The sequence below is a fragment of the Chitinophaga oryzae genome (genome assembly GCF_012516375.2).
GTDB classification, from domain to species: Bacteria; Bacteroidota; Bacteroidia; order Chitinophagales; family Chitinophagaceae; genus Chitinophaga; species Chitinophaga oryzae.
This window is the reverse complement of the sequence record NZ_CP051204.2, coordinates 7,667,598-7,686,996: the sequence shown is the minus strand read 5'-3', so window position 1 is coordinate 7,686,996 and position 19,399 is coordinate 7,667,598. Positions and strand designations below refer to the sequence as shown.

At 52.1% G+C, this 19,399-nt stretch carries 14 protein-coding genes; 9 read left to right on the top strand and 5 right to left on the bottom strand.

Annotation, left to right across the window (positions count from 1 at the left end; translation table 11 throughout):
• The first annotated feature begins 34 nt into the window (after positions 1 to 34).
• Positions 35 to 661, top strand: a complete 627-nt coding sequence (locus HF324_RS30475) for a hypothetical protein (RefSeq protein ID WP_168807298.1) — start codon at positions 35 to 37, stop codon at positions 659 to 661.
• Here the strand turns inward: HF324_RS30475 and HF324_RS30470 are convergent.
• The 4 genes from HF324_RS30470 to HF324_RS30455 form a co-directional block, all read right to left on the bottom strand.
• Positions 658 to 1,245 (bottom strand): LutC/YkgG family protein, encoded by a 588-nt coding sequence (locus tag HF324_RS30470; protein ID WP_168807296.1) that lies wholly within the window; start codon positions 1,243 to 1,245, stop codon positions 658 to 660. The genes HF324_RS30475 and HF324_RS30470 overlap by 4 nt on opposite strands.
• Before the next feature lie 124 nt (positions 1,246 to 1,369).
• Complete coding sequence (locus tag HF324_RS30465; protein ID WP_168807294.1) at positions 1,370 to 2,155, bottom strand: SDR family oxidoreductase; 786 nt, start codon at positions 2,153 to 2,155, stop codon at positions 1,370 to 1,372.
• 99 nt (positions 2,156 to 2,254) lie between these two features.
• Positions 2,255 to 3,376, bottom strand: a complete 1,122-nt coding sequence (locus HF324_RS30460; RefSeq protein WP_168807292.1) for an acyltransferase family protein — start codon at positions 3,374 to 3,376, stop codon at positions 2,255 to 2,257.
• 115 nt (positions 3,377 to 3,491) lie between these two features.
• Positions 3,492 to 4,322 (bottom strand): YitT family protein, encoded by an 831-nt coding sequence (locus tag HF324_RS30455; RefSeq protein WP_168807290.1) that lies wholly within the window; start codon positions 4,320 to 4,322, stop codon positions 3,492 to 3,494.
• A 599-nt stretch (positions 4,323 to 4,921) separates the two neighbouring features.
• On the opposite strand from HF324_RS30455, the gene HF324_RS30450 reads away from it, so the two are divergent.
• The 7 genes from HF324_RS30450 (at position 4,922) to HF324_RS30420 (ending at position 14,823) form a co-directional block, all read left to right on the top strand.
• Positions 4,922 to 5,797: a hypothetical protein gene (locus HF324_RS30450; RefSeq protein WP_168861542.1), complete on the top strand. Its 876-nt coding sequence runs from the start codon at positions 4,922 to 4,924 to the stop codon at positions 5,795 to 5,797.
• Between the two features lie 364 nt (positions 5,798 to 6,161).
• The gene (locus HF324_RS30445; protein WP_168861541.1) at positions 6,162 to 7,004 is read left to right on the top strand and encodes an energy transducer TonB; all 843 of its coding nucleotides are present in this window, start codon (positions 6,162 to 6,164) and stop codon (positions 7,002 to 7,004) included.
• Between the two features lie 350 nt (positions 7,005 to 7,354).
• Positions 7,355 to 9,934, top strand: coding sequence for a phosphoenolpyruvate carboxylase (locus HF324_RS30440; protein WP_168807284.1), 2,580 nt, complete (start codon positions 7,355 to 7,357; stop codon positions 9,932 to 9,934).
• A 162-nt stretch (positions 9,935 to 10,096) separates the two neighbouring features.
• Positions 10,097 to 11,518, top strand: coding sequence for an NADP-dependent phosphogluconate dehydrogenase (gene gnd, locus HF324_RS30435; protein WP_168861540.1), 1,422 nt, complete (start codon positions 10,097 to 10,099; stop codon positions 11,516 to 11,518).
• A 24-nt stretch (positions 11,519 to 11,542) separates the two neighbouring features.
• The gene (zwf, locus tag HF324_RS30430) at positions 11,543 to 13,048 is read left to right on the top strand and encodes a glucose-6-phosphate dehydrogenase (protein ID WP_168807280.1); all 1,506 of its coding nucleotides are present in this window, start codon (positions 11,543 to 11,545) and stop codon (positions 13,046 to 13,048) included.
• Positions 13,049 to 13,172: 124 nt separating this feature from the next.
• A complete protein-coding gene (pgl, locus tag HF324_RS30425) occupies positions 13,173 to 13,898 on the top strand; it encodes a 6-phosphogluconolactonase (RefSeq protein WP_168807277.1) in 726 nt (241 codons plus the stop codon).
• A gap of 169 nt (positions 13,899 to 14,067) precedes the next feature.
• Positions 14,068 to 14,823 carry an amidohydrolase family protein gene (locus HF324_RS30420; protein ID WP_168807275.1) on the top strand — a complete coding sequence of 252 codons (756 nt, stop codon included), beginning with the start codon at positions 14,068 to 14,070 and terminating at the stop codon, positions 14,821 to 14,823.
• 27 nt (positions 14,824 to 14,850) lie between these two features.
• Here the strand turns inward: HF324_RS30420 and HF324_RS30415 are convergent, their stop codons facing one another.
• Complete coding sequence (locus HF324_RS30415; protein ID WP_168861539.1) at positions 14,851 to 16,443, bottom strand: FMN-binding glutamate synthase family protein; 1,593 nt, start codon at positions 16,441 to 16,443, stop codon at positions 14,851 to 14,853.
• Between the two features lie 272 nt (positions 16,444 to 16,715).
• Here HF324_RS30415 and HF324_RS30410 point away from each other — a divergent pair, with 272 nt between their 5' ends.
• A complete protein-coding gene (locus tag HF324_RS30410) occupies positions 16,716 to 19,328 on the top strand; it encodes a family 20 glycosylhydrolase (RefSeq protein WP_258539332.1) in 2,613 nt (870 codons plus the stop codon).
• Positions 19,329 to 19,399 lie beyond the last annotated feature (71 nt).

Sequence of the window (19,399 nt, the reverse complement as noted above, 5' to 3'; positions counted from 1 at the left end):
TTAATTTAGCAGCGACCAACTGACCGGGAATGCTATGTATAGAGTCTCTTTATGCCTGATGATGTTATGTGCTGCCGCCTGCCATAATAATATTGCCGATGATGAACCCATTGCCGTACCGGCTGCCTCTGAAATAGCCATCACATCGCTGGAGATAGTCGATGATGGCGACTCTATCATGAAAACTCATGAGGACATTGACTGGAAAGAAATAGAAGTCTTTCTCTTTTCGAAGGCGCTGATAGATAATAAAGTACCATTGCAGACGACGCTGCCGCGCTTCACTGCTGCGATAGGGGAGGCGGACAGCCTCGTGGAGCCCAATTGGGATTATCTCTGCGGTACGCAGTTTGAAGACAATTTCCAGTATTTCTATAAAGACGGTTCCCGCTTTGAGCTGTTAAAAGACAGCCTTCTTTGCAGCGAATACCGGTTTACATCCGGGCATACGGTGGTATATGCAGGTATTACCTTCAGCGGCAACACTACATGGGCGGAGGTGAAGAAACATTTTCCCAGGGCGGCGCAGCAGGCGGAGAATGGCGGCTATACGGACATGATCACCCTGCGTGATGCGGACGAAGAAGACAGCGACAGCAGTGTACGTTTGTATTTCGAAAACGGGAAACTGGAACGGATCGTCTATTTTGTTCCGTGCTAAGCCAACAGGTAAACACGCAGACTTCTGGCCCCCTGCGCGCCGTGTACCAATACCGCTTCGATGTCGGCAGTGGCCGAAGGGCCCATCACAAAGCAGCCATAGGCGGTATCTTCCAGGTGTATCCGCAGGTAGGCGTCATACATGTTTCCAACAATGGCCTGTGGCGATAACAGGATGACAAGATGCGGGGGCAGTACTCCCGGTGCGTTGACCACCAGGTCCTCTTCTGTAAGCCATACCATACCGTTTTCCGCCACGCCCAGGCGGGCGCGGATAACCGCAACGTCTACACCTGCCGGTCCGGAATTCTTAACGGCATGCATATCACGGCTGCCGGGTATTTCCGGTGCTGCGGAACAGATGACTTTTGCTTCAGCATGTTGTGAGGCCAGCAACGCCTGTGCGGCGGCGGCATCTGCCGGACGGAATATTTCTCCGCCGGCTTCTTTGACGCGGTTTTCAAAGGCAGCGAGTAAATCGGCCCTGGTGCGGAGGAAATCCGGACCCTCCGGATAGATGGTCTTGTTGACGGCCAGCTGCCGCTCAGCGACGGACAGTACCTGGCTAAAGCTGTTGTTCTCCATGTTCATTGTTTTTGCCGGCGATCCGCCGATATAACGCGGAATAAATACGTTTACTTTCCTGCGAAACTATTTGCAGGTATATTCATGTATAACAGTAAAATACAGGTATTGGTTGACCGGAAATTCAGGATACCGGTGTTTTCCCGCCATCCACGGCTATGCTGGTGCCGGTAACGTAGGAAGCAGCAGGAGAGGCGAGGAAAGCGGCCATGGCCGCTATTTCATGCGCTTCGCCGAAGCGCTTCATCGGAATCTCGTCCCGCCATTCTTCTGCTATCGTTTCCGGGGAGACGTTCCTTGCGGCAGCGGTGGCATTAAATAATTTCTCCAGCCGGTCGGTGAGCGTGGAGCCAGGGAGTACATTGTTGACCGTTATACCGTGCTGAGCCAGTTCATTGGCCAGCGTTTTGGCCCATGCAGCCACTGCCCAGCGGGTAGTGTTGGATACGCCGAGATTTTTCAGCGGTGCTTTTACAGAGGTGGAAATAATATTGATGATGCGGCCGTAACCGGCGGAGATCATACCGGGTACCAACGCCTGCGCCAGTACCTGGTTACAGAGCACGTGCTGGGAGAAAGCAGCTGCAAAAGCGTTGGCCGGAGCTTGCAGGACAGGGCCTGCTGCAGGGCCGCCGGTATTGTTGACCAGAATATGCACCGGTCCTTCGAGGGCCAGGTCGGCGGCCAGGTCGGTCACTTCTGCCAGGTCAGAAAAATCGGATACGATATAACGGTGGGCCTGTCCGGCATCGGCCGCCAGCTGAGCGACAGCGGTTTTCAGCTTTTCTTCATTGCGGGCGGTGAGAATGCAGGTGGCCCCCAGCGCGGCCAGTTCGATGGCAGTAGCCAGGCCGATGCCTTGTGAGCTGCCGCATACCAGTGCGGTCTTGCCTTGTAAGGAGATATTCATTGAGTTATTTTTTTATTTGGGTATTTTGATATTCAGGAGGTTTTCCCACTATCAAAATACCCAAATAAAAAAATAACTGAATAAAAATGATCAAACGGTTTATACGCGGACGTAGATTTTTCGTTTGTCGAGGAGGTAGCCCACTATCCAGCAGAGCAGCATAAATGCCAGCGAAAACAGCAGGGACCCGAATTTGCCGGGAGACAGGGGCTGGAAAAACTGGTCGTTGATCCAGCGATACAAGGAGGTGCCGCCCACCTGGAAGAAATGGAACAGGATAGCGAGCACTTCGGACAACAGGTAGAGGAACAACGGATTTTTACCGAAGACGGTGAAGAAGCCGGTGCCTTTGGTGAAGCCTGCCATGTCAATCAGTTGTATCAGGAAGGATAACAAGAGCAGGTCGATGCCTACCGTGAGTAATACATAGGAGCTGGTCCACAGTTTTTTATTGATCGGGAAAACGGTGTTCCAGGCATAAGCCAGTACGATCAGGAGTATGCCGGCGGCGGCCATGCGCAGCAGCCCTTGTTGCGTGCGTCCTTTCTGCTGTACGAAAAGGCCGGTGTAATAGCCCGCCACTACATTGACTACAGCCGGGAAAGTGCTCAGTATCCCTTCCGGGTCGAAGGCGAATCCTTCTCCGTGATAAAGATGATTTTCGCCCATTACCAGCTTATCCAGCGCCAGTCCTGCGTTGCCGTGGATACCATATTGGTCGCCGGGTGTGCCGCAAAACCAGAGGATGGCCCAGTAGCCGAAAAGAAACAGGGCGCTGACAGCCCATACTCCTTTTTTAGGCAGGTAATGTATCAGTAGCGAAGCAATACCATAGCAGAGCGCGATGCGCTGTAATACCCCCAGTATACGGGTGTCGCTGAATGGTTTGAAGGCCAGGCCGGCATCGGTATGCTCTACGAAGGGAAACCAGTACATGAGGTATCCCAGCAGAAAGATAAGGAAGGTGCGCTTGAAGATTTTGCCTAGCACAGCTGCGTTGCCCAGCTGTTCGTATTTCCTCATGCTGAAGCTCATGGCGTTACCGACGGCAAAAAGAAAGGAAGGAAATACCAGGTCGGTGGGCGTCCAACCATGCCAGGGGGCATGGTCCAGCGGCCAGTAGGTACCTCCTGTGCCGCCGGTATTGACAATAATCATGAAACAAACAGTCATGCCGCGGAACACGTCCAGCGGTAAAAAGCGTTGGGAGCTTTGAGTCATTTTTCCCCGGGTTATTTGGTTGACAAGATGGTAAGGAATGCGTTTGAGTGTCTACAATATAGACATCTCTTTTCCAAAAACCAAATAACCGGAGAAAATGAACGGCTGGAAAGTTTTATTTGGAGAACCCTTTACCTAATACTTCATGCACTTCATGTATCACTACAAATGCTTCAGGGTCAGCCTCCTGCACCAGTTCTTTGAGGCGCATCAGCTCCTGTTTGCCGATAACCACATACAATACTTCTTTTCTGTCGCCGGTGTAAGCGCCATGGCCATGCAGCACGGTGGCGCCGCGTTGCATCTCTCCGGTGATCTTTTGTGCAATCTGGGGGGTATGCTGGGAGATAATGGTGATCGCCCTTTTGGTATTGAGACCGTCTACGATATAATCCACTGTCCGTGCGCCGATGTAAACGGCAATAAAAGTATACAGGGTCTTTTCCAGGCCAATGATAAAGGCCGATGCCGCAATCACCACGATATCGAATATTAACATGGCATTGCCGAGCGACCAGCCGAGGTATTTCTGGCACATCCGGGCTACAATGGCCGATCCGCCGGTGGTGCCGCCCGAGAGGAACACCAGCCCGATGCCAATGCCTACCAGCAGGCCGGCAAAAATGGCCGCCAGCAAGGTGTTGGAGGTCACCGGCGTAAGCGTGTTTTCCGTCAGGTAGAGGAACAGGGAACAGAAAATAATGCCCAGGATGGTATATAACATTACCCGCCGGTCCAATAGCCGGTATCCTGCAATAATCAGGAACACGTTAATGACCAGGTTGGTGATGCCGGGCGACCAGCCAAGGTAATAATAGGTAACGATGGTAATACCGATAACCCCGCCTTCAGAGAGTTTATTGGGGATAGCGAGGTAGTTGATACCTACAGCAAATATCAGTGCGCCAATGATCAGCAGCAGGATATTCTTCACATGTGATTTCATAAGGCAAAAATAGATTATTTACGCACGCAGAGACGCAAAGCGCCGGTATATAATTTAAGCGCGCAAAGGAGCGGAGATCTCCCGCCAGATCATGTTATGAACACAATTTCGGCCAAACATGTTCCTCGCTCCTCTGCGCTCTTAATCAGACAAAAAAAAACTTTGTGCCCTGGCGAGAAAAAATTTGGAATTATTAAAACTCGATGTATATTTGTCTATCAATTCAGTAGACTAATAGTTTACAACCAATACAGGGAGAACAAGGCAATACTCCCGGCATCCTTTGAACCACCAGCAAAGAGCAGCCGCCATTAATTGAACAAGTGTAAAACAATACACCATGAATCGGCATACTCAGGACTGTGGACTGCGTTCCCAAACGTTGCATCTTTCAAAGGGTTATCATACCTGTTTCCATCACATGATCGTGCTGCAAGAATGTTGTAGCTGTTGACCAATCATCTTGCGTTCTGTAAGCTGTAAATAGAATGCCTGGTCAGGCTTGCGGGGACGGTATGCTGCAAATTTATTGGTGGTAAATTTTTCAGTATCATACCTACCCGCGCCTTCCCGGCATATCACCTCCAAAATCGCTTGCTATGAAAACTTTCGGATACTTCCTGCTGGCGGCTGCATGGATACTTTCCTTACCAGCCAACGCCCGGCAGTCTTCAGATACTATAACAGTAACGGGCACACGGTTTACGTTCCCGCTTGTACAGGAATGGATAGACCAGTTCCGGCAAGCCCATCCGGGCGCTGTGTTCCGGCTGGTATCGCCCAGGGACCCTGCCGCCGCTCACGCTGCGGTACACTTCACCGCTCAGCGGGTACAGCATAAGAAAGAACAGTTTCAATATACGCCGGTCGCCCGGTATGCCCTGCTGCCGGTGGCCAACGCCCGCAGCGGATATGCGGCGAAGCCGCTGACTGTAGAAGACCTGCGCACACTGTATTTTAAAAATGAAGGACCGGAAAACGCCCCGGGAAAAGCAATAGTATATAACCGCCGGGAGAAATCCTGTGCACCGGTGACCTTCGCCGCCTTCTACGGCGCCGCCTTTGAAGATATCAAAGGAAAACAGGTGCCGGGAGATGACCAGCAACTGCTGAAAGCCGTACAGGAAGATTCCTCGGCCATCTCGTTTAACAACCCGGGATTTATTTATGACCTGCGTAACCGCAAACCCGTACACAACATTGCCGTTATACCACTCGACCTGAACGGAAACGGTCAACTGGAAGATACAGAAGACTTTTACGCCGACCTGGACGTGTTGATCCAACGGCTGGAAACGTCGCCCCCGGCAGGTATTCCCATAGAGGAAGTGGTTTTAAGCTACGACCGGGCGCTGGACAAAGAAAAGCCAGTCATCTGGGCATGGGTGCAACACATTCAGACAACCGGGCAGGGCCAGCTGCACCGCTATGGTTTCCTGGCAACGCATCCGGCCGCGGCGACTGTCAGCAGATAACAACGGAAGCTATATACTCCGGTAAAGGGGCGTTATCCTTAACAATACTGGTGGGTGTTGCAGGATGACCGCCTCGCCCGCCGGAGGACCTGACACTACTTTATTTGTCCTATGAGAACGCCTGTTGATCATCAGGAAAAAACTAATGAGAAAAGGCGTATACTAACGTGAACTAATATACGAATTTCGGAAAGCCTAATTTATCGAGAAGGAACCATCTGTTTTCAGGTAAGGCTCCCAGTGCCAGCAAGTCCCGGTCGCGCACCGGGGCTTCTTTTTTACGGCATCCCAAGTCCGAAAAATATTTTCATTTTTCTTATGGAAAATATTTTACCCCCACATCTAATTCATAAACACATTTACTATGGAATCAGCTAAAATCCCGGGGAACGATTTCCTCGACATCCTCTTCGAAGGAAGAAACAAAGACTACGGGGCTTATGCATTACGTAACCGGTACGACCGGCGTGTGCGCAATGCCGTTATGGGCACCGCTTCTATTGTGTTGGTAGTGATGGGTGGTTATGTGTTAAACAATACACTGATGGCGCATGATGTAGTGAACCGGCCTGTAGTACTTGAAACACCCGCCATGATCGATCCGCTGGATGAGCCGTTGCCGGACCCTGTTTTGCCGCCGCCCCCGCCGGTACAAGCCGCTCCGCCGCCAGCCGCGCCCACCGTGGATTTCGCCAGCCTGGTCGTAGCGCCGGACAGGGACGTAAGACCGGAAGAAGAACCTCCCCGCATCAGTGACATCGGCAACAACGCCATCGGTTTTGAAAACAGGGAAGGTGATCCGAATGGCCGTCCGGAGGGATTAGATGATTTGAAAGGACCTACTACCGGTGTCGTGGATATGCCGGTGGCGCCGGAGCGGGAAGAGATTTTGTCCTTCGTGGAAATTATGCCGGAATTTCCCGGTGGCGAGGCCGCGTTATTCAAATACCTGAAGAAAAATCTGATGTATCCGCATATGGCACAGGAAAATGGAGTGGGCGGCACTGTCTTCGTGCAATTTGTCGTAAGTCGCGATGGCTCCATCTCTGACGTTAAAACCGTAGGCGCTGCAAAAGGTGCCGGCCTGGAAGAAGAAGCAATGCGCGTTGTGCGTAAGATGCCCGGCTGGAAGCCCGGTAAACAAAACGGGAAGCCTGTGACAGTGCTCTATAACCTTCCCATCAGGTTCCAGATAGAAAATCAATAGCACCGGCCTGCCATCCATTTAGCCTGAATTACCTATACGTTCCCCTTCACCCAATTCCATAACATTTTTTTAATCTGACAAAAAAAAATTGCAATCCGCTGATTGTACCGGTACCGCCATGTCCGTACACATCAGTTACCTTCCGCTGTTCTCATACCTGTGCGTGTCCCGGCCTGCATTTTGCGGCCGGGATTTTCGTTTTTCTTATTAGAAATTATTCAAACATTTTTGATTTATGTCAAATAATAATCAAAAAATAAAGAAATTCATATATAAACAACTAAACAAAATAATTATTAATTTAACGGCCGCTTAGTTCTCTTCTTCAGCACTATAAACGGATTTTTAGTATGGAAGCGCCGGTAAATAACTCGTTGCAGCAGTTCAAGAACCTTGTTGGCACAAAGTTCCAGCTGTATAACAGTCTCTTCACTTCTTTGCCTTTTCACCGGGTAGAGAAGACGGGCATCTTTCTTTCCCTTTTCCTCCTCCACTGCGAGGAAGGATATGCCCGCGGGAACAGTCCCCAGACCATTATGGACTCTTTTTTTGAACAGTATACTACCTATAAGGACGAGCAACAGCGGACAGACCTGCTGTTTCGCTTTGTGCAGTATGCAGAAAGACAGGTGGTACTGTTCGACGCCCTGGAAGACGCCGCATTCCGCCATATCCGCGACCTGGAAGGCGCCGGTACCCTGCGTCACCTGCAATCGGAGGTCATCCAGGAGCAGGCACAGGCCCAACTGAAGGAAAAGCTGGAGCATTTTTCGGTCCGCCTTGTGCTCACCGCCCATCCCACCCAGTTTTATCCCGGTGAAGTGCTGGGCATCATCAACGACCTGGCCCGTGCGCTGGTAGAGGAAAATACCTCTGAGGTGAACATGTACCTCCAGCAGCTGGGTAAAACACCTTTCTTTAAAAAAGAGAAACCATCTCCCTATGATGAAGCCATCAGCCTGGTATGGTTCCTCGAAAATATATTCTACCGCGCCGGCGGCCGTATCCTTTCTTTCCTGAAAGCGCAGTTCCCCGGGGCGGTCAGCAGTAAAAACCCGGTGATCCGCATGGGCTTCTGGCCCGGCGGCGACCGTGACGGCAACCCCTTCGTGAATGCCGCCATCACCGTGGAAGTGGCCGCCGCCCTCCGCGCATCCATTATGCGCTGCTACTTCAGGGAGGTACGCAACCTGAAACGCCGCCTCACCTTTAAAGGCGTGGAAAACGTAGTGGCCGCGCTGGAAGCCAAACTGTCGCGCAACCTCTTTACCGCCGGCCATAAAGCCGATATCAGCCGCCAGGAAATACTGGACACGCTGGCGGATATACGAAAAACCATTGTGGAGCAGCATAACGGCCTGTTTGTGCACCTGGTGGATAACCTGATCAGTAAAGTGGAAATTTTCGGGCTGTACTTCACCTCGCTGGACGTCCGCCAGGACAGCTCCGTGCATGTGGCCCTCCTCGATGCTGTGGCTGACAAAACCGATGCACTCCCGAAAGATTACGCCTCCCTCGACGCCGCCGCCAAAATCAAAGCACTGCTCAGTATCAGCAAGGCGATAGACCCGGCGGTGCTGGAGAATCCCCTGCACCAGGACAGCCTCCGTACGGTGGCTGCCATTAAGCAGATACAGGAAACCAATGGCGAAGAAGGATGCCACCGCTATATTATCAGTCACTCTACCAGCGAACTCAATGTAATGGAAGTGTATGGCATGTTCCTGCTCAGCGGCTGGCAGCGGGAATCCATGACCATCGACATAGTGCCCCTGTTTGAAACCATCGACGACCTGCGCCATGCCGGCCAGGTGATGAAAGCACTCTACGAAAATGCGGAGTACCGTGAGCACCTGCGCCGCCGTGACTGCAAACAGACCATCATGCTTGGTTTCTCCGACGGCACCAAAGACGGCGGTTACCTGATGGCCAACTGGAGCATCTACAAGGCCAAGGAAGAGCTGACCCGCATCTCCAAAGAATACGATGTGGATGTGGTGTTCTTCGACGGCAGGGGAGGCCCCCCGGCACGTGGCGGTGGAAAAACACACCAGTTCTACGCTTCCATGGGCCGCAATATTGCCAACCAGGAAATACAGCAGACCATACAGGGGCAGACCATCAGCTCCAACTTCGGTACAGTGGATGCCGCCCAGTTCAATATGGAACAGCTGGTACATGCCGGCATCACCAACGAGTTGTTCTCTTCCCGGGAGGTAACCCTCACCAGGGCGGAGGAAGACCTGTTGCAGTCGCTCGCCGACGCCGGTTACGCCGCTTATAACAAACTGAAGAACCATCCGTATTTCCTGGAATACCTGGACCACGCCAGTCCGCTGCGCTACTACGCCGAAGCCAATATCGGCAGCCGTCCGAGCAAACGTAACGCCAACGCAAAGCTCAATCTCAACGACCTGCGGGCCGTGCCTTACGTGGGCGCCTGGAGCCAGCTGAAACAGAACGTGCCCGGTTACTATGGCGTAGGCAGCGCCCTCCAATATCTCGACGAACAGGGCAAATGGCCGGAACTGGAACACCTGTACCAGCACTCCCTGTTCTTCCGTACCCTGCTGGACAACTGCGAGATGGCCATGAAGAAAAGCTATTTCCCGCTGACGGCCTACCTGGCCAAACATCCGCAATACGGAGAAGTATGGCAGATGATTTATGATGAGTTTGAACTGACCAAAAAATTCCTGCTCCGTCTTACCGGCGAGTCAGAACTGATGGAAGCCAGCCCGATTGACCAATTGTCTATCCAGATGCGGGAGAGGATCGTGCTGCCGCTGCTCACCACCCAGCAATATGCGCTGACCCGCCTGCGCGAGCTGGACGCCGATCCCAACAACGGACATGGCCGGGAAACGTATGAAAAACTGATCATGCGTTGCTCCTTCGGCATCATCAATGCCGGCCGTAATTCCGCTTAGCAATTACGAATTACGGATTACGAATTACGAATTGAGGGCTTCTTTGTAGAGCGGTTATTAAGCAACCTTTCTAAAAGGAAGCCCTCAATTCGTAATTCGTAATTTGTAATTCGTAATTGTTCCCTACTTTTACATCTCCTATTAGTATAACTACACTTCAATATGGCAAACAGCTTATATGACTTTGGAATGATTGGCCTGGGGGTAATGGGCCGGAACCTGTTACTCAACATGGCGGATCATGGCTTTTCCGTGATCGGCTTTGATAAAGACGCTGCAAAAAATGCCGCGCTGGAATCTGCCGCTACGCCCGGAACAACCGTGAAAGGAGTTGCAGAGCTGGCTACAATGGTACAACTGCTGGAACGTCCGCGGAAGCTGATGATGCTGGTACCTGCGGGTCAGCCGGTAGATGATGTGATTGCATCCCTCATCCCGCTGCTGGAGCAGGGCGATGTAGTGATTGACGGAGGTAACTCCCATTATACAGACACTTTACGCCGGGTACAGTACCTCCGTGAAAAAGGCATCCACTTTATGGGGATGGGCGTTTCCGGTGGGGAACAGGGCGCCCGCACAGGCCCCAGCATTATGCCGGGCGGCGATCTCGACGCGTACGCCAAGGTAAGACCGATGCTGGAAGCTATCGCGGCCAAAGTAAAGGACACTCCCTGCGTGGCCTACCTCGGTAAAGAAGGCGCCGGTCACTATGTGAAAATGGTGCATAACGGCATTGAATATGCCATTATGCAACTGATCAGTGAAAGTTACGCCCTGTTGCAGAAAGGCGCAGGACTCAATAACGACGAGCTGCATGAAGTATTTGCCAGCTGGAACAACGGCGCATTGCAGTCATTCCTCGTGGAAATCACTGCAGACATCTTCAAACAGAACGATGATAAAACCGCTGCCCGCCTGCTGGACGTGATCTCCGATAAAGCCGGCTCCAAAGGCACCGGTAAATGGACTTCACAGGACGCGATGGAACTGCCCGTGGCAGTACCTGTTATCGATACGGCAGTTGCCATGCGTACCCTCTCCGGGTATAAAGACCAGCGCGTGGAAGCTGAAAAACTGTACACCGCGCCGGACCAGACTATCCATGTCGGCCAGGAAATGTGGATCAAACAGGTGCATGATGCCCTGTACTTCGCCACCATCCTGAGCTATGCACAGGGACTGGCCATGCTCCACGAAGCATCCCGCGACCTGCAGATGGAAATACCGCTGCCGGAAGTGGTGAAAGTATGGAGAGGCGGTTGCATCATCCGCTCTTCCCTCCTCGAAGTGTTCACACAGGCCTACCAGCAAGACGCCAACCTGGCTAATATCCTGCTGGACAAAGGCGTCGCTTACCTCGTACAGTCCGTGGAAGCCAACACCCGCAGCGTAGTGGCCCAGGCAGCCCAGGCAGGTATACAGGCCGCCGGCTTCATGTCCGCCCTGTCTTACTTCGACGCTTTCCGCACAGGCAGAATGGCGACCAACCTGATCCAGGCCCAACGGGACTATTTCGGTGCACATACGTACCAGCGGACAGACATGCCGGGTACCTTCCACACCGAATGGCAGCGTAACAACTAATAAAGTTCATTTTTAATTTAATATATGCAAAGCCATAAACGCCCCCCTGCTTCCATCGTCTTTATTTTCGGCGGCAGCGGCGATTTAAACTACCGAAAACTAACACCTGCGTTATACAATCTTTTCCTGGACGATTGGATGCCCGAGCAGTTCGCCATTGCCGGACTGGGTCGCAGCCCATACTCCGATGAAGATTACCGCACCCACCTGCTGGACGGTATCACCAAATTCTCCCGCAGAAAAGGTGAGCAGAACGGCCACTGGAAAGATTTCAGTCAACATGTGTCCTACCTCCAGATGGACGCGGAAGACGCCGCCGCCTACGCTAAACTGACCGACTTTGTGAAGCAGAAAGAAGAGGAGTGGGGCGTACATCCCAATGTGATCTTTTACCTGGCGGTAGCGCCGCAACTGGTGCCCAATATCGCCACCCGCCTCGGTAATCTCAACCTCTGCAGCGATAAACACTGCACCCGCATCGTGGTGGAAAAACCATTCGGCCACGACCTGCAGAGCGCCCATGAACTGAACGAGCTGCTGGCCGCTAAATTCACCGAAGAACAGATTTTCCGCATAGACCACTACCTCGGCAAGGAAACCATCCAGAACATCCTGGCCTTCCGCTTTGCCAACGCGCTCTTTGAGCCGGTATGGAACCGCAACTTCATCGAAAATATCCAGATCACGGCAGCCGAAAGCGTAGGCCTCGAAGGCCGCGGCGGTTACTACGAAAGAGCCGGCGCCCTGCGCGACATGGTGCAGAACCATATCCTGCAGGTCCTCTGCATGATCGGTATGGAACCTCCCGTTTCTTTCGACGCCAACGAAATCCGTAACAAAAAAGTGGATGTGCTCAACGCCATCCGCCGCATTACGCCGGATAAAGTGCATGAATACGCCGTACGCGGCCAATACTCTTCCGGCTGGAAAAAAGGCGAAAAAGTAGTCGGCTACCGCGAAGAAAAAGGGGTAGACCCCAAATCCAACGTGGAAACCTACGCTGCGGTAAAATTCTATATCGATAACTGGCGCTGGCAGGGCGTGCCCATCTACGTACGTACCGGTAAATACCTGAACCAGAAAGCGACCAATATCATCCTGCAGTTCAAGGAAGCGCCCCATTATGCTTTCCCGCAGGAAGCTGCCCAGACATGGCGCCCCAACAGGCTCACCATCAGCATCCAGCCTGAAATGGATATCCGTATCCGCTTCCAGGCCAAACGCGCAGGACAGACGATGACGCTGGACCCCGTAGACATGACCTTCAATTATGAAGATGCCAACGGAGAACATGCACCGGAAGCCTACGAAACACTGCTGCTCGACGTCATGGAAGGGGATGCCACCCTCTTCATGCGCGGCGACCAGGTGGATGCTGCCTGGAAAGTGATCATGCCCATCCTCGAAACATGGGAAAACCGCACTCCGCAAGACTTTCCGAACTATTCCCCGGATTCCTGGGGACCGGATGATGCAGATGCGCTCATCGCCAGAGACGGACATACATGGATTAACTTACCTTCTAAATAAATTACGAATTATGAATTACGAATTACGAATCGTGGACCCGTTTTCGGACAGTTACTTAGTAACCTTCCCATAAGTGAACCCTCTATTCGTAATTGGTAATCCGTAATTCGTAATTCCAGAGTTTATGGAATTACACATCGCCAAAGATCCCGCCCAGCTTAGTGAAAACGTGGCTGCCTGGATCAGCAATTATATACAGGAAGTGCTGCAGGACCAGGAGAAGTTCACCTTCGTGCTGTCCGGCGGCAGTACTCCCAAACAGTTATACTCGCTGCTGGCAAAACCCCCTTATGCCGAAATTATTCCGTGGGAAAAAATACACTTCTTCTGGGGCGACGAACGTGCTGTACCCTTTGAAGATGAACGTAACAACGCCCGCATGGCCTTTGATGTGCTGCTGGACAAAGTACCGGTCATCCCGGAAAATATCCATGTCATGCGTACCGACATCGGCCCCGAGCAATCTGCTGCGGAATACGAACAGATACTGCGTAAATATTTCAAGGATGAAGAGCTGACCTTTGACCTCGTGTTACTGGGTATGGGCGACGACGGACATACGCTTTCCCTCTTCCCCGGTATGCCGGTAGTACATGAAGAAGAGGCCTGGGTAAAAGCGTTCTTCCTGCCGGCACAGGACATGTACCGTATCACGCTCACCGCCCCGGTGGTGAATGATGCCGCCTGCGTCCTGTTCCTGACCACTGGCGCCAATAAAGCCCTCACCCTGAAAAGTGTGATAGAAGGTACCTTCGATGCCGATAAATTTCCTTCCCAGCTGATCCGCCCGCAAGACGGTGAGCTGCACTGGTTCGTGGACGAGGCCGCTGCCTCCGCCATGGAACTGTAACTGTGATAAACAGGATTATTACTGATTCTCCTGATTCGGCTGCTGCTTGAAAAATAATTTTGAGTTGGAGGGCGTTATATATAGCACCAAACAAATTATTTTTAATTACGTAATTAAGCGTTACTTTATGTAACTATAAACAAACGCATCAGGCGAATCAGGAGTAATCATGTTATCACAGTTTTTTGATGCACATCTGCATATTATTGACCCCAGGTATCCCTTGATCCCCAACAGCGGATACGTCCCCCCTGCCTTTACCGTAGCTGATTACCGCGAAAAAGTGGCAGCGCTTCACCTGAATGTAACCGGTGGCGCAGTAGTGTCCGGCTCTTTCCAGGGTTTTGACCAGCAGTATCTGTTGGCAGCCCTGAACGCACTGGGACCCGGTTTCGCGGGTGTTACGCAGATCCCTGCCAATACCACCGATGAGGAAATTCTTGCCCTGCACCACGCAGGCGTACGTGCGGTACGCTTTAACATACAGCGGGGCGGCTCAGAAAGCATCCGGTACCTGGAGCTGCTGGGCAAAAGGGTATACGACCTTGTTAAATGGCATGTGGAGCTGTATGTCGATTCCAGGCAACTGCCCGGCATTTCCACCACCCTGCATAAGCTGCCTAAGATCGTGATCGATCATCTGGGCTTGTCGAAAGCAGGCTTTAAGCACCTGCTACCGCTGGTGGAAAAGGGCGCGATCGTTAAGGCTACCGGTTTTAGCCGCTGCGATTTCGATGTGGTGACCGCCATGCGGCAAATCACCGCCATCAATCCGGCTGCGTTGGTATTTGGTACAGACCTGCCATCTACCAGGGCCCCAAAGCCTTTCGCACTGGCAGACCTGGAACTCATCACTAAAAACTTCCCGCTGTCGCTGGCAGAAAAAATTTGTTGCGATAACGCCCGCGCCCTGTATCATGGATAAATGTCCTGATGGGCGTGTTGATACACGTTATATCCCGAAGTTCCAGCTGTCTGTTTTCACCGTGTCCAGTATTTCCTTCAGGTGGCCCGGCATCTGTCCGTCGAGCAGGAAGCCCTGTGGCGTGCTGGGATAGATATCTTCAAACGTGCGGATCTGGTTCATGAATACCCGGCGGAATATATGCCGGCGGGTGATCTTATGCGGTTCAGGAAGACCGATAGCGGCAGTCAGCTCCACCGCGCTCTCGATAGTGTCGCGGTGATAGTTGGCTACCCGTTGTTTTTTGTCTGCCACCACCAGGCCGGCAGCCAGCCATTTGTCCTGCGTAGCCACGCCGGTAGGACAGCGGTTGGTATTGCACAGCAGGGCCTGTATGCAGCCAAGGGCCATCATCATGGCCCGGGCGCTGTTGCAGGTGTCTGCGCCCAGCGCCAGTGCGCGCAATAAGTGGAAGCCTGTCAGTACCTTACCGGAAGCGATGATTTTTATATGGTGACGGATATTGAAGCCGGTCAGCGTATCATGTACGAAGGCCAGTCCGTCCATCAGCGGCATGCCCACAGAATTGGAGAACTCTGGCGGCGCTGCGCCGGTACCACCTTCACCACCATCTACCGTAATGAAATCGGGGTAGATATCTGCCTCCATCATCGCTTTACAGATAGCATAGAATTCTTTTTGCTGGCCGATACACAGTTTGAAGCCTACAGGTTTGCCGTTGCTCAGGTCACGCAGTCTTTTGATGAAAAGCATCATCTCGCGCGGACTATCGAAAGCTTTATGGTAAGGGGGAGAGTATACTGTCGTATGAGGTTTTACGTGACGGATAGCCGCAATCTCCGGGGTGTTTTTAGCCGCCGGCAGGATCCCGCCGTGGCCGGGCTTGGCGCCCTGCGAGAGTTTCAGCTCTATCATCTTGATCTGTGGCAGCACACTTTTTTCGGCGAACAGTTTGTCGGAGAAATTACCGTCGTCATCGCGGCAGCCGAAATAGCCGGTGCCAATCTGCCAGATAATATCGCCGCCCTGCTTCAGGTGGAAATCGCTGATGCCACCCTCGCCGGTATTGTGTGCGAAGTTGCCGATCCTGGCGCCGCCATTCAACGCCTCTACAGCATTGGAACTGAGCGATCCATAACTCATAGCGCTCACATTGAAGATGCTGGCGGAATAAGGCTGCAGGCAATCGCGGCCCCCGATGATCACCCGCGGGTCCTTGTTCATCGTCTCAAAATCGTGGGGCTGTATAGAGTGGGCCATCCATTCATACCCTTCTGCGTATACGTTGAACTGTGTGCCGAATGGCTGTGAGTCCAGTTCACGCTTGGCCCGCTGATAAATAGTGGACCGGTCTACCCGGTTCACCGGGCTGCCGTCGATATCACTTTCCACAAAATACTGGTAGATCTTGGGCCGCAGCGCCTCCATCCAGTAACGCATCCGCCCGAAGACAGGATAGTTGCGGATGATCGCATGCCTGGTCTGCATCATGTCCATCACCCCCATAATGATGATGGGCAAGACAAGAATAAGCAGCCAGTAAACCCAGGGGAAAAATAAGCCAAGACCAATGATCAGGAACAAACTTGCAATCGAACATCCAATAAACGCTTTTGCCATATATAAATCGTTTAATCGTTAGGTTACTAAAGTTAAAGAAAATAATCACAGGTGAAGCCCGGTATGCTGCAATCGATTAACAATAACGCAGCGCTTATTGTTGCCTGTAGGGGCGCCCTGTACGCTTATTTGCATTTGTGGGAGATTGGTTTTATATTACACGGATGCTGTGGATGGTGTCAGACAAGACCGGGACCAACGCCATCTTTCATCCACCTGTATTCATAACCATTGTAGCATTCATTTTTATCGTTTTTTAATTTATTCCAAACATGATCAGGCATAAGTTTTTAGGGAAACTCATGACAACGGGACTGTTGCTTACCAACATCGCCGGTTTTGCCCAGACCAAAAAAGCCGTTCCATTCGACGCTGCCCGCTTGAAAACCAGCTGGGAAGTGGGGGAGAACAACTATCAGGGGAAAGCTAATTTCCTGTCTACGTTCACTTTCGTCAACACCAGTGACAAACCTTTTCCGGCTACAGGATGGGAGTTGTATTTCAACTTTATCCGTACTGTAAAAGCGGGTGTTTTGCCGGGCAATGTAAAAGTGGAGAATATCAACGGTGACCTCTACCGCCTAACGCCGGCAGATGGCTTTACCGGTATCAAACCGGGAGATTCCCTGAAACTGGGCATCGTGGGAGATGCCTGGGCGGTTAACTACACCGATGCGCCGGCCGGCCTGTACATCGTGTGGGACGACCAGAAAGAAACCGGCCTGCCGATAAAAGACTATTCCATCCGTCCTTCTACCACTGCCAAACAACTGATGCGTTATCCCGGTGATAAAACGGCCGTTATAACGCCAACGGATATATTTAAACAGAATGCTGAGATCAGGGACATCCCTGCTGCACAACTGCCGCTGATTTTCCCTACACCGGTGTCTGTTACCGCCTCCGGCGGGAACCTGGTACTGGAAGCGCCTCCTGTGATTAAAACAGATGCGGGGCTGGAAGCTACCGGCAAATTCCTGGAAAACGAAATGACGACTTTACTGGGCAAACGTGCTCCCGGTAAAAAGACTATTGCCTTCAGGCTGGATAAAAGCCTGGCTGCCAATGCCTATACGCTGAAGGTGACGCCGGAAGGCGCTACCATCGCCGCCGGCAGCGACGAAGGCGCATTTTATGCCATCCAGTCGCTGAAATCCATGATAGCGCCTGCTGCCTGGGCCGGTGTACAAAAATCGGTGAGCATCCCGGGAGTAGAAGTAAGTGATCATCCGCGTTTCAACTACCGCGCCTTCATGATCGACGTGGCCCGTAACTATCACAACAAACGGGACCTGCTGCGTATCCTCGATGTGATGGCGCTGTATAAACTGAACGTGTTGCACTATCACTTCAGCGACGATGAAGGCTGGCGCCTGGAGATCCCCTCACTGCCAGAACTGACAGCGGTAGGCGCCAAACGCGGGCACAGCACTGACTGGAAAAATATGCTGCCGCCGTCTTACGGCTCAGGCCCCGACAGCAGCAATCCTGCAGGCACCGGCTTCCTCACCCGTGCGGAATTTATCGAAGTACTGCGTTATGCAACGGAAAGGCATATACGCGTACTGCCGGAAATAGAAACACCCGGTCACGCACGTGCTGCGGTGAAATCCATGGAATCCCGCTACTACCGCCTGAAAGCTGCCGGTAAAGACAAAGAGGCTGCCGAATACCTGCTGTCTGACCTGGAAGATAAATCTGAATACCGTTCCGTACAGAACTGGAACGACAACGTGATGAACGTGGCGCTGCCTTCTACTTACCGTTTCCTGGATAAAGTGGTGGAAGAGTTACAGTCCATGTACAAAGAAGCCGGCGCCCCGCTGACAGCCGTTCACATGGGCGGTGATGAAGTGCCGCACGGCGTGTTCGAAAAATCGCCTGCCTGCCTGGCGCTGATGCAGCAGGAAAAACTGGAGAGCGTCAATGACCTCTGGTATTACTACTACCGTAAGGTGAACGACTTGCTCAAAGCCCGCGGACTGGAAACAGCCGGCTGGGAAGAAGCAGGTATGCGTAAAACGACCATCGGCGGCGAAGCGGCCAGCATCCCCAATCCGGATTTCGCGAACGACAATTTCCAGCTCAACGTATGGAACAACGTGATCGGCGGCGGCCAGGAAGACCTTTCCTATCGCCTCGCCAATGCGGGTTACAAGGTGATCCTGTCTGGTGTGAGCAACTTCTATTTTGATATGGCCGCCATGAAATCTTTCGATGAACCGGGATTCTATTGGGGTGGTTTTGTGGATGTAGACAAACCTTTCTATTTTATTCCTTTCGATTATTATAAAAACTCCAAAGTGGATGGCAGGGGTAATCCTGTGACAGCTGAAACATTTGTGGGCAAAGATAAGCTCACCGGTTTCGGACAGTCCAATATCCGCGGCCTTCAGGGATTGTTGTGGAGTGAAACCGTTACCTCTTCTGAGCGGATGGAGTATATGATGCTGCCGAAACTGTTAGGCCTGGCAGAAAGAGCCTGGGCGCAGGACCCGGCCTGGGCTACAGAAAAAGACAGTGCTAAGGCAGACGCCATGTATGCACAGGCATGGAGCGTGTTTACAAACGTATTGGGTAAGCGCGAAATGCCCAGGCTTGATAATTACAACGGCGGCTATAACTGGCGTATCCCTACAGCTGGCGTGGCGGTAGACGAAGGTGTGGTAAAAGTGAATGTACAGATGCCAGGGCTGGTGGTCCGTTATACTACTAACGGTGAAGAGCCTACGTTAAAAAGCCCTGTATACAACGGGCCTTTCCAGGCAGGTGGTAAAGTGGTGAAAGTGCGGGTGTTCAATACCCGTGGCCGCAGCAGCAGGACCACTACCGTGAAGGTGCCGCAGCCGGGCCCGGGTACGCAGTTGAAAAACAACCGGAATTAATTACGAATTACGAATTACGAATTACGAATTGAGGGCTTCCTTTTAGAATGGTTACTTAATAACCGCTCTAC

Bases quoted from the DNA above. Each gene is read 5' to 3' on its own strand.
- HF324_RS30410 (WP_258539332.1), top strand. From the start codon at position 16,716: ATGATCAGGCATAAGTTTTTAGGGAAACTCATGACAACGGGACTGTTG.
- HF324_RS30465 (WP_168807294.1), bottom strand. From the start codon at position 2,155: ATGAATATCTCCTTACAAGGCAAGACCGCACTGGTATGCGGCAGCTCA.
- pgl (WP_168807277.1), top strand. From the start codon at position 13,173: ATGGAATTACACATCGCCAAAGATCCCGCCCAGCTTAGTGAAAACGTG.
- HF324_RS30450 (WP_168861542.1), top strand. From the start codon at position 4,922: ATGAAAACTTTCGGATACTTCCTGCTGGCGGCTGCATGGATACTTTCC.
- HF324_RS30420 (WP_168807275.1), top strand. From the start codon at position 14,068: ATGTTATCACAGTTTTTTGATGCACATCTGCATATTATTGACCCCAGG.
- HF324_RS30475 (WP_168807298.1), top strand. From the start codon at position 35: ATGTATAGAGTCTCTTTATGCCTGATGATGTTATGTGCTGCCGCCTGC.
- HF324_RS30455 (WP_168807290.1), bottom strand. From the start codon at position 4,322: ATGAAATCACATGTGAAGAATATCCTGCTGCTGATCATTGGCGCACTG.
- HF324_RS30440 (WP_168807284.1), top strand. From the start codon at position 7,355: ATGGAAGCGCCGGTAAATAACTCGTTGCAGCAGTTCAAGAACCTTGTT.
- HF324_RS30460 (WP_168807292.1), bottom strand. From the start codon at position 3,376: ATGACTCAAAGCTCCCAACGCTTTTTACCGCTGGACGTGTTCCGCGGC.
- HF324_RS30470 (WP_168807296.1), bottom strand. From the start codon at position 1,245: ATGGAGAACAACAGCTTTAGCCAGGTACTGTCCGTCGCTGAGCGGCAG.
- gnd (WP_168861540.1), top strand. From the start codon at position 10,097: ATGGCAAACAGCTTATATGACTTTGGAATGATTGGCCTGGGGGTAATG.
- HF324_RS30415 (WP_168861539.1), bottom strand. From the start codon at position 16,443: ATGGCAAAAGCGTTTATTGGATGTTCGATTGCAAGTTTGTTCCTGATC.
- zwf (WP_168807280.1), top strand. From the start codon at position 11,543: ATGCAAAGCCATAAACGCCCCCCTGCTTCCATCGTCTTTATTTTCGGC.
- HF324_RS30445 (WP_168861541.1), top strand. From the start codon at position 6,162: ATGGAATCAGCTAAAATCCCGGGGAACGATTTCCTCGACATCCTCTTC.